The organism is Vibrio jasicida CAIM 1864 = LMG 25398 (genome assembly GCF_000400365.1).
Lineage (GTDB): Bacteria > Pseudomonadota > Gammaproteobacteria > Enterobacterales > Vibrionaceae > Vibrio > Vibrio jasicida.
Genome location: NZ_BAOG01000175.1, coordinates 1 through 201 on the forward strand (window position 1 = coordinate 1; position 201 = coordinate 201).

The 201-nt window shown below is 56.7% G+C and carries 2 tRNA genes; both read right to left on the minus strand.

Going from position 1 to position 201, the window contains the following annotated elements:
• Positions 1-7: 7 nt before the first annotated feature.
• Positions 8-84: transfer RNA gene (locus VJL_RS26125), tRNA-Trp, on the minus strand.
• Positions 85-120: 36 nt separating this feature from the next.
• Positions 121-197, minus strand: a tRNA-Asp gene (locus VJL_RS26130).
• Positions 198-201: the final 4 nt, after the last annotated feature.

Sequence of the window (201 nt, forward strand, 5' to 3'; positions counted from 1 at the left end):
TTAAATATGGCAGGGGTGGAGAGATTCGAACTCCCAACACGCGGATTTGGAATCCGCTGCTCTGCCAATTGGAGCTACACCCCTGTAGTTCGTGTTTAGAGAGACGACTCTCGGAATAAGTGGCGGAGCGGACGGGACTCGAACCCGCGACCCCCGGCGTGACAGGCCGGTATTCTAACCAACTGAACTACCGCTCCGCAC